We start from the raw sequence: 8,969 nt of genomic DNA, 5'->3' as shown, positions 1-8,969 counted from the left end.
CAGGTGGTTAGTAACGGGGGGTGCGCAGGCGCACGGTCAGGAAACGGGCATAAACGGCGGGATCGGGCTCATAGTCCGCATCGCCGCAAGCATCCTCATACTGGTAAGAGTCCAGGCCTTCCAGGGCCGGGCGAAGGGTGCCGCCAGCGGACATGGGCAGCAGCACATCGAGCTCCTCAATGGTGCGCGCCAAGACGATCAGGTTGACGTCGTGCTGGGTGTAGCCGCCGCCGCTGCACCAGGCCTCTTCCGGCGCACTGTCGATGTCAAACACGGCAGCAGGCCAGACCGGGATGGGCGGCAGCTCGACAGCCCAGGCATTCGGGAAGACGGCCGAGAGCGCGGCGGTCACGGTTTCGTGTACGGTGCTCATGCTTGGGCTGCCTTGTCGAGTTCTTTTTGCAGGCGCTCGCCCATGGCGGTGATAGCCTGCTCCCTGCCTTGCTCTGCTGCTGGACCGATAAAGGGCTTGGCGGGCACACTGCCCGTCACGCCCTGGCGGCGTGCGCGCAGAGAGTCTGTGCCGCGCTTGCGCGTGTACGTCACCATCTTGCCGCTGCGGCCTTTGCGGGTGTAGGTAATGACCGTCTGGCCTGTTGCGCCCGTTTCACCCGCTTTGCGCGGCACGATCTTGTGCCCCTGCTCAACCCACTTCCAGTAGTAAGGATCGTCGTGGTAGCGGACCGAGATACGGCCGCCGCCGGTGACGGCCAGGTGCTTGCCGCCGGTCTTTTGCTTTTTGGTCAGATCCCGGCCATGACGCACGCCCAGGTTGTACTGGGTGGTGCCGCTTGGCGCCTGAGGCTCGCGCTTGATGACGATGTTTTTGACCATGGCGCCGGTACGTACCGAGCCGTTGGCCTGCGCGATGGACTTGGCCTTGGCCTTGAGTACTCCGCCGGCAGCGACCACCATGAGCCGACTGGTGCGCGTTTCCATGCCGCTCTTCAGCTGGCCGAAGCGCTGTTTCAGGTCGCCAATGCCCATGACTTCGGATTTAGCCATTGTTGACTCCGGTGTAGCTGGTGAGGATGAGCCAGTCGCCACCCTCGTTCAAAGGGTTGACATGGTCGATGTTGTAAATGGCCTCGCCATGCTTGATGCGCATCAAGCCAGTGATGCCTGGCCGGAAACGGATACGAAATTCGGTGCGCGCCACGGCGACCTGCCCGCCCGCCGCCGAAGTGGCCTGCCGTTCGTTGCCACTCAGGTGGCGCACCGCCGCGTACACGGACGGCAGGAACACGCCCCAGTTCTTGACGATGCCGCCAGAGCGGCCTTTGCTCACCTGGTGCTGCTGGATCTCGATCAACTTGTCGAGTTGCTGTGAGTGCATATCCTTCAGACCCCCATGCGACGGTGGGGGCGCAGCATGTTGCGCGCGGCTTCTCGCTTGCTTTCTCGGTCCTGTAGGCTGTTGTTGCCCACGAGCGCGTCGGTCAGCAGCAGCTGGGCGGCAATGATGTCCGCAGTGGCCACAATACCGCTGGCGTCCGCCGCAGCAGCCAGGGCCGCGTCATCGGCATAGAGGCTGAGATCCAGAAAGGCCAAGGCTTCGGCATGCGCCTGGTCGATCGCCGATTCGAGATCGGCCGCCAGGTCAGCGTCGATACGCAGGCGGCGCTGGGCCTCCTCGACGGTGGGTTTGATTGGCATGGTGTGTTCGTTTGGGGATGATGGGCGTCGCCATGCAATGCGCCCCGAGGCCGGGGCGCATCACACAGAGAAGAGTCAGGCCGCCGGATCGGCGTCAGTGTTAACTGGCGCCTTGGTTTCATCGGGGCCGGCAGGCTTGGTTTCGGACGGCCCAAAGGCGCCGATCTGTGCAGTTGCCTGCACGGTGTCAGTCGCCGCCGGATCAGGGTTGCCGGGCGAACCACCCTTGGCCTTTTCACCTTTAGCCGCTTTGGCAGGCGACCCTTTCACAGGCTTGGCAGTTGCCAGCGCCTCGCCCACCATGCCATAACGCTGGTAGTGCTTTAGCGTGACGCTGTCGTAGTCGGTAGGCAAATCCGCGCCTGGCTTCATTCGACGACCCTGGCCATCAACAAAAGATTTCAGTACTTGCATAGGGGTTCACTCCTATACAGCGACCCCGCAAAGGGGGCCGCTGCGGGGTTAAAAAATCAGGCGAAAGCGCCTGACACGATGGCTTGAGGGCGCTCGACCGTGAAGCCCAAGCGCTCTTCGCACAAGATGGCGACCATGTTCTTGATGAAGAAATCGGCGTGCTGCTCGGCCACGCGCACCGTGACGTCTTCGCGGTCCCAGATTGTGGCGGCCAGGCTGGAGCCCACGAGAAAGTCACCCGTTTCAAGGCCGTGGCTTTCAACCACGCTTTTGCCCCACAGGCGCGGGGCGGTGCCATTGGTCGGACTGCCGAAGATGTAGGCGCCGTCGGTGGTCTTCATGGTCTCGATTTCGGCCCAGTCTTCCAGGCTCAGTACCTGGAAGGTAGCCGGGTACTGGGCTTTGGCTACCTGCAGGATGGCGCGGCGCAGCATGTCGATCTTGGTGTCGCCGACCTTGCTCAGCAGAGCGTTGAACGCGGTGGCCTGGGGCACCAGGCCCAGCAAGTTGCCATTGGTGCCGTCGCCAAACATCAGGGCGGCATCTTCCTTGAGCTTCAGACCGGTGCGCAGCTTGCCATCGATGATGCCGCTGAGCTGGGGCACATCGGACAGCACTTGGCGGCTGGCCGGAATCCAGTGGGCGATGGTTTCGACCGGGCTGGTTTTTTTCTCGAAGGTCAGGCCGCTTTCGTTCTTGGCTGTACCTTCGCCGTTTTGCGCGCCGGCGGCGTTGGTGAACAGCAATTCGCGCACCCATTCGATGGCGTTGCTGCTGATCGATACAGCCATGAAGAGGTCGCGGATGGTCAGCGGCGCGTCAGGGCCGACGATGATGCCGGGCACGCGGTAGGCCTCTATCAAGGCGCCCGCGCTGGCCGCGCCCGAGGTGACTGCGGCCTTGCCAAACAAAGGGGCGGCCATGGCGCACAGCTCGACCGTGCCGCCCTTGTAGCTTTTGGCAGCGTCGGATGCAGCGGCCATTTGCCCCAGGCTTTTGTGCTGGTTACCGCTGCCCAGCAGATTGGCCGACTTTTGGGCCAGCTCGGTCAGCTCAGCATTCGTCTTGCTCAGCATGGCCTCAGCTTTCTCCACCCGAACCACGGCATCCTGGAATGCAGACTTAGTGACGGAATCCGCCTTGCCAGAGGCGATTTCCTCGTGCAGCTTGGCTACCCGGCCGTCCAGATCAGTGTGTGATTTTTTAACCTGGTCAATGGCATCCTTGGCGGCCTTGGCAACATCGGTCAATTGCTCCATTTGCTTTTTGACATCGATTTCGCCCGACATGGCCATAGGGACCATGCCCAAGCCCGCGAAGGCCTCGGCAGGGATGAGCGGATGCCCCATCAGGGCTAAGGCGGCAAGGACAGCAGCGGCCAGCAAAAACACGATGGTGACGTGTTGGCGGGTAATGGTGAATGATTTTTTCATGGTGTTTCAGTTCCAGTTAAATGATTGACGAAGGTCTTGAAGTGCGTCTGCCAGCGTCCCGCTGTCCGAGCCACCATCCCGGTGGCCCAGCGACTTGTAACCGCCAGACGCCAGGCTCTTGGCCTCGGTCTGGCTGTATCCGAGGCCCCGGAGCTGGGACTCGAAATCTCGAACGGAAGCGGCCTTGACGGAATCGACAAGGGCCTCCGGGTTCATGCCAAAGGGCACAAGTGAAAACTCCCAAAGCTCGGCGGCCCTGATGATGCGAACGTGTTTTCCGCTGCGCTCTTCGTAGTCGGCGCCATCTCGAAGAATGTTGAAGCCGACCGACAAGCCATCAAGAACGCCGTCTTTCATCAGCTCGTACTGGTCTCGCACGTAGCTGACGCCCAGACTGAGCTTGCCCTCGACGTAGAGGCCGCGATCATCCTGGCGAAAAGTAGCCTTGCCAGCCAGCTGGTCGAGTCGGTGGCCGATGGCGATGCGCAACATGCCGTCGCGGGTGGTCTTGGCCTGCACGAATGCGCCAGGCTCGATCACGTCATAGCCCAGATCGATGTTGCCAAAAACGGCGGCGTAGCCGGTAAAGGTGCCGTCGCTACCTGCGCTCTTGATTTCAATGGGTGCAGTGATGCGTTCCATGTTCAATTTCCTTTGTTCTTGTCGCCAAGGATGGAGGCCAGCATGTCGCTGGGCGCCATGTTGAGAGGGACGTGCAGGTCATCTGCGCCTTCGATTTGTGGCATGTTTTCCAGATCACGGATTTCGTTTTGGGTGATGGCGCCAGCGTTGCGCATGGTCACGTAGTACGCGGCGCGCTGGGTGCTGTCGCCGCGCAGCAGGCCGCGCACATCAAATTCAAAATAGTGATCGACCCGCTCAGCCGCCGTTAACAAGCAACTGTTGAGCGCTAGCTCGATCCGCTTGAGATAAGACAGCAGCGTGTAATCCAGAAAATGCTTATTGGCCTGCTCGGTGTTGGCGTAGCTGGCCTTGTCCATCTCCATCAGCATATGCAGGGGCACGCGGTAGATGCGGGCCATTTCCGCGATCTGCTGCTTGCGTGTCTCGATGAACTGCGCCTCGTTATTGGGCGTCGTGACCTGCTGGTATTTGGTCCCGTTTTCTAGCAGTGGGAGTCTGTTGGTGCGCCAGCTGTCAGCCAGGTATTTCTGGAAGTTCTCTCGAATCGAATCCCGCTGGACCGCTTTGAACTCTTGGTCTGTCGTCAAAATGCCGCTGGGACGGCCACCACTTCCAAAGAATTCAGCGCCATATTTTTCCACCGCAATCGTCAGCGCCATGCTGTTGGCGTGGATCTTGTGCGGCGCGTACCCTTCCAGGTCTCCCACACCCCCGAAGCCGCGAATTGGGCAAATCTGGGGGCGCTTGAGCCGCAGGCGCTGGCCGTTGCGCATGGTCAACCAGTAGGTCAACCCACCAGCCATATCAATCTCTGGCTTGACGCGGTTCTTGTGCACCGGCTGAATACTGATGATTCGGCCCGTTGACTCAAACTTGTCAACATAGTTGTAAGACTGGCCCATGGTGGTCAGACTGACCACCATGGCCTCTTTCCACTCGACCGCGGTCATGTACTCATTAGGCTGATCGTGCACCAGGGCATAGAGCGGGTGATCGGTTGCACGGACCCGGCCTTTCGAGGTCTTTCGGTACAGATGCAAGGGCATCGTGCCTACCGTTTCGGCGATCAGACGGATGGCTGAAAACGCTGCTGAAATTTGCAGCTGCGTGACCTCATCAACATTGACCTTGGCCCACGTTTCACCACCCCCCAGGAACTTCCAACCCTCGGGCATCGAAGGGGATAGTTCTACCCCCTTCAAGGCCAGGCGAAGCATCGTGCGACGGATTACATTCATTTTGCAAAGCTCTCAAAATAGGTATCGGAACCATCCGTCAACACACACCGGCTCAGCGCCATCGTCAAAGCGACGATGCCGTCGATACGGCCGTTTAAATTGCTCTTCTTTTTGTCGGGCCTGAAGTTGCCGTTGGTGTCAAACAGCAGCGCCACATTCATGGCGCAATACCTGAGCACGGGGTTGCCGCCGTGCTGCAGGTGCTTGCCGTAAACCAGCTCTTCCAGGCACTTGGAGCCGGGGTACATGCCCCCGGTGTTCTGCGGCACCTCGACCAGCGGCACGCCGTTATCGAGCAACTCGTTGCACAACTGCTGGGCGTTCCAGCGGTCAAAGCCGATGTCCTGCACGTCATAGTCCTGCATGGCCTGCTGGACGGCGCGACGCACCGGACCGTAGTCGGTCACATTGCCTTCAGTGGCGGTCAGCCAACCCTCGGTTTCCCAGCGCCGGTAGGGCGCAACGTCGTCGTGCTCTTGCGTGGTGACTTTTTCTTGCGGGCACCAGAACTGCACCAGGACGTACCACATCCCACCCGGTTCATCGGGCGGAAACACGAGGGCGAATGCCGTCAAGTCGCGGGTGCTGGCTAAGTCCAGGCCACCAAAGCAGCGCCGACCACGCAGCATGGCGGAGTCAAACTTGGCACCGCCTTTGTTCCACACGTCCAGGGCAAACCAGCCATCGGCGCCGTTGCACCAGATGTTTAAATCCTTGGTCAAAAAATTGACCAGCGCACCCGGCAGGGCTGCGGCCTTGCGAGCCACGCCGCGCATGTAGTCGAGCGTCTTGGACTTGCCCAGACCAGGATTGGCCTTGATCCAGTTGCGCTCATCAAAGTGATCGTCGCCCTCGTCCAGGGTGTAGACGTAGCCGAAAAATGAATCGTCGATTCGTTTTCCTTCAAGCACGGAGATCAAGTAGCCGCGCACCTCGGTGCAGATGCCGTCCAGGATGAAGCCGGCTGTGGTGATGGCGGACAGCAAAGGCTGGGCGCGTGCACCAAACGCAGACTCCATCACGTCCCACACGTCCCGTGTTTTGGCGGCATGGAGTTCGTCGTACAGCACGGCGGATGGGTTGCGCCCGTCCTGGTTCTCGGCGTTGGATGGCAGTGGCTCGAAGACGCTGCCATCGGTCATCTCGATCTTTTCCTGATTCAGCCCGGCGTACACCTTGAATGAGCGGGCAATGCCTGGCGAGTTGCGCACCCAGCGCTTGATGTTTTCAAATGCGGGCTTGAACACCGTCATGGCCTGGGCGCGCGTCGTGGCCATGGCGTACACCTCGGCCCCCACCTCGCCGTCCATGGAAAAAAGATAGGCCCCTTGCGGGGCCTTCCATGTACTCTTGCCGTTCTTGCGGGCCACCTCTTCGTAGGCCCTGGTGAATCGGCGCAGGCCGGTATCAGCCTTGCGCCAGCCGTACAACACGGCGGTCCAGAACTTTTGCCACGGGTCCAGCAGCATTGGCTGGCGTGCCAGCGGCCCCTTGGTATGAACAAAGAACTTTTCGATGTAGCTGATGACGTGCCAGCCATGCGCTGCACTGAACACCAGGCCGCGCTTGGGGCCGTCGATCAAGTCCTGGTAATGCCGAAGCACCGCAAGATAAACCAGCTTGCCGGTGACGATGTCACCACGCAGCACGGGCAGTCCGTAGCCGTCATCCCACTCTTCAAGCGCTGGAGGTGTCAGTGCCTCGATGCGCTTGCGGGTAAGGTGCCAGCGTGGTTTACGAGATCGGCGAACAGGTCGTCCTGCCCGCCCTTTTCTCCCGTGTCCTTCCTCACCCTGGCCAGCGACGGTATCGTCAAGCAAGCTTTTGGTAGCCATTGGCCGAGCTCCATCTTCAGTCGTTTTTCGTCATCGGCCCAGGGCGTTGGCGTGGCCCACCCGGTCTTTGACGTTTGAGTGCGGCCCTTTTCTTCGCACTCTGCACTGGCTTTGAGCCAGTCGGCAAAAGTGCGGACGATGATCGCGATCGGCATCCCTGCCGTCATGTGTTCGACGCCTGCCAGGCGAAGCGTCTGGCAAATGTGGTCGTACAGTCCCCGCTCATCAGCAGACAGCCCAAACATGGGCGGCGGCTTTGGCGACACGATCTCAGCCGAGGCGGATGCGATCCGCTCCCCACCAACAGCGGGAAGCGCAGCGGCGAAGTTTGGTTTTTGCTCCATCTCACTACCTCTCGTTAACCCCCAGGGGGTAGTTTTCACGCTCCATAAAATAACAGTTAAGCGTTCGGTTTCCGGTGGGCGCACCCAAACTTCTCACCCCCCCCTACCCCCTCGGCGCTGCTGAAAAATTCAGGCAGTTCTCAGCGGTCAGCGACTACGGCCACGCTTAGCTTCAGCCTGACTTTTTTCTTCGTGGCAGGCATCGCATAGACCCTGCACGTTGCTGTCGTCGTCCAGCCCGCCCTCGGAGAGCGGCTTGATGTGGTCACGCTGGGTGGCAGCAACCACAAAGCCCTTGGCATCGCAAGCCACACATAACGGGCACCGATCAAACAGCGCGGCTCGCATTGCTTGCAGCCGTCTGCCTGTGATGCGCTTGGTGGCAAAGGGCTTTTTGCGCCACTGCTCACGCTGGTGATCGGCACACCGGCCACCAGCTACAGACAGTGCGCGGCAACCAAACATCGAGCAAGGACGCGGGGCAGCTTTCGGCATAAGCTCACCCTCCTCTCCGGTGCATGGACGCAAAAAAGCCACCTCGGTGGGTGGCTATAAATTCGGGGCGAGTTTATCCATCGACATCTACCGCACAGGACTAACCTGTTTGGACATTGGACAGAGATTCCAGGTACGAGAGGCTAAGCAGCCTCTGCAATCCTTGGCGGCAATGATACAGCCTATTTTGTGTTTCGCAAGCGTGATCGAAGTGATTGCCGAGCCCACATCACACAATCATCGATGTAGTTGCACAGCCGCTTGCCATCCTGACCATGCGGCACAGCACCAACCCCCGAGCCATGGCAACCGTGACACTGCCGATTGGACAGAGTCGGCGTACCGGAAACTGGCTTGAACTTCAATCCAGAACACACGCTGCAATTCTGCTCAAGCCAGTATTTGATGACCGACGGCACCACCTCCGGAGCATTGGCAATGCGCCACTTGCCAGCCTGCCGAAGCAACTCGCGCCGCACATCCGGCAACATCCCGAGCTTGTCGATCAGCTTGTACAACTCGCTCAAATGCCATTGCCCAGCCAGTCGCGTCGCACCGGCAATATCCACAACCGTGTTAGCCTGCCTCGTCATCACGCCATCCTTGCCTTTCTTCGTAACCCGCCCTTTCTCGATGCGAGGCATGGTTTCCGCCAGCAACCGGATGGCCTGCTGCGTAGGCCTCACAGGTTTTGCTGCCGCGTCCCACTCCGAATGCAGCCGCAACAGAGCCATACCCACCCGGGATGCAGACCAACCAGCCGCCACCAGCACATCGGCATTGCTGCGCCGCTCCGCGTCGGCCTCCATGCGCAGGTTGGAGGAATGGATGGCTGACAAATATTTCTCTTCGGTGGTTGGCGTATCGCTCACGGTATTCCTTGTTGTGGTTTTGAAGTTGTCTTGCCTG

General features: G+C 60.1%; 12 protein-coding genes. All 12 read right to left on the bottom strand.

The genetic code is table 11. The features are described 5' to 3' along the window. Nucleotides 1-7: 7 nt before the first annotated feature. The 12 genes from BM160_RS07615 to BM160_RS07560 all read right to left on the bottom strand — a co-directional run bounded on the left by BM160_RS07615 (nt 8) and on the right by BM160_RS07560 (nt 8,932). Nucleotides 8-373 (bottom strand): hypothetical protein, encoded by a 366-nt coding sequence (locus BM160_RS07615; RefSeq protein WP_092002985.1) that lies wholly within the window; start codon nt 371-373, stop codon nt 8-10. Continuing rightward, nucleotides 370-1,005, bottom strand: a complete 636-nt coding sequence (locus BM160_RS07610; RefSeq protein ID WP_092002982.1) for an HK97-gp10 family putative phage morphogenesis protein — start codon at nt 1,003-1,005, stop codon at nt 370-372. Before BM160_RS07610 ends, BM160_RS07615 begins: the two co-directional genes overlap by 4 nt. Next, the gene (locus BM160_RS07605) at nt 998-1,336 is read right to left on the bottom strand and encodes a head-tail adaptor protein (RefSeq protein ID WP_092002979.1); all 339 of its coding nucleotides are present in this window, start codon (nt 1,334-1,336) and stop codon (nt 998-1,000) included. Before BM160_RS07605 ends, BM160_RS07610 begins: the two co-directional genes overlap by 8 nt. A 5-nt stretch (nt 1,337-1,341) precedes the next feature. After that, nucleotides 1,342-1,656 carry a head-tail connector protein gene (locus BM160_RS07600; RefSeq protein WP_092002976.1) on the bottom strand — a complete coding sequence of 105 codons (315 nt, stop codon included), beginning with the start codon at nt 1,654-1,656 and terminating at the stop codon, nt 1,342-1,344. A 75-nt stretch (nt 1,657-1,731) separates the two neighbouring features. Beyond that, nucleotides 1,732-2,070, bottom strand: a complete 339-nt coding sequence (locus BM160_RS07595; RefSeq protein WP_143093201.1) for a hypothetical protein — start codon at nt 2,068-2,070, stop codon at nt 1,732-1,734. A gap of 56 nt (nt 2,071-2,126) precedes the next feature. Beyond that, nucleotides 2,127-3,503, bottom strand: a complete 1,377-nt coding sequence (locus BM160_RS07590; protein WP_092002970.1) for a phage major capsid protein — start codon at nt 3,501-3,503, stop codon at nt 2,127-2,129. 6 nt (nt 3,504-3,509) lie between these two features. Then, a complete protein-coding gene (locus BM160_RS07585; RefSeq protein ID WP_092002967.1) occupies nt 3,510-4,145 on the bottom strand; it encodes an HK97 family phage prohead protease in 636 nt (211 codons plus the stop codon). Nucleotides 4,146-4,147: 2 nt separating this feature from the next. Then, nucleotides 4,148-5,386 carry a phage portal protein gene (locus BM160_RS07580; RefSeq protein WP_092002964.1) on the bottom strand — a complete coding sequence of 413 codons (1,239 nt, stop codon included), beginning with the start codon at nt 5,384-5,386 and terminating at the stop codon, nt 4,148-4,150. Further along, the gene (locus BM160_RS07575; RefSeq protein WP_092002961.1) at nt 5,383-7,035 is read right to left on the bottom strand and encodes a terminase large subunit; all 1,653 of its coding nucleotides are present in this window, start codon (nt 7,033-7,035) and stop codon (nt 5,383-5,385) included. The genes BM160_RS07580 and BM160_RS07575 overlap by 4 nt, the downstream gene beginning before the upstream one ends. A 44-nt stretch (nt 7,036-7,079) precedes the next feature. Beyond that, nucleotides 7,080-7,565: a P27 family phage terminase small subunit gene (locus tag BM160_RS22915; protein ID WP_092002959.1), complete on the bottom strand. Its 486-nt coding sequence runs from the start codon at nt 7,563-7,565 to the stop codon at nt 7,080-7,082. A 147-nt stretch (nt 7,566-7,712) separates the two neighbouring features. Continuing rightward, complete coding sequence (locus BM160_RS07565) at nt 7,713-8,060, bottom strand: HNH endonuclease (protein ID WP_092002956.1); 348 nt, start codon at nt 8,058-8,060, stop codon at nt 7,713-7,715. A 182-nt stretch (nt 8,061-8,242) separates the two neighbouring features. Then, entirely contained in the window at nt 8,243-8,932 is a 690-nt protein-coding gene (locus BM160_RS07560; RefSeq protein ID WP_143093200.1) for a hypothetical protein, read from the bottom strand. Nucleotides 8,933-8,969: the final 37 nt, after the last annotated feature.

Origin of the sequence: Polaromonas sp. OV174 (assembly GCF_900112285.1) — a bacterium.
Classification (GTDB): Bacteria; Pseudomonadota; Gammaproteobacteria; order Burkholderiales; family Burkholderiaceae_C; genus Polaromonas.
This window is presented reverse-complemented; position numbering and strand designations above follow the sequence as displayed.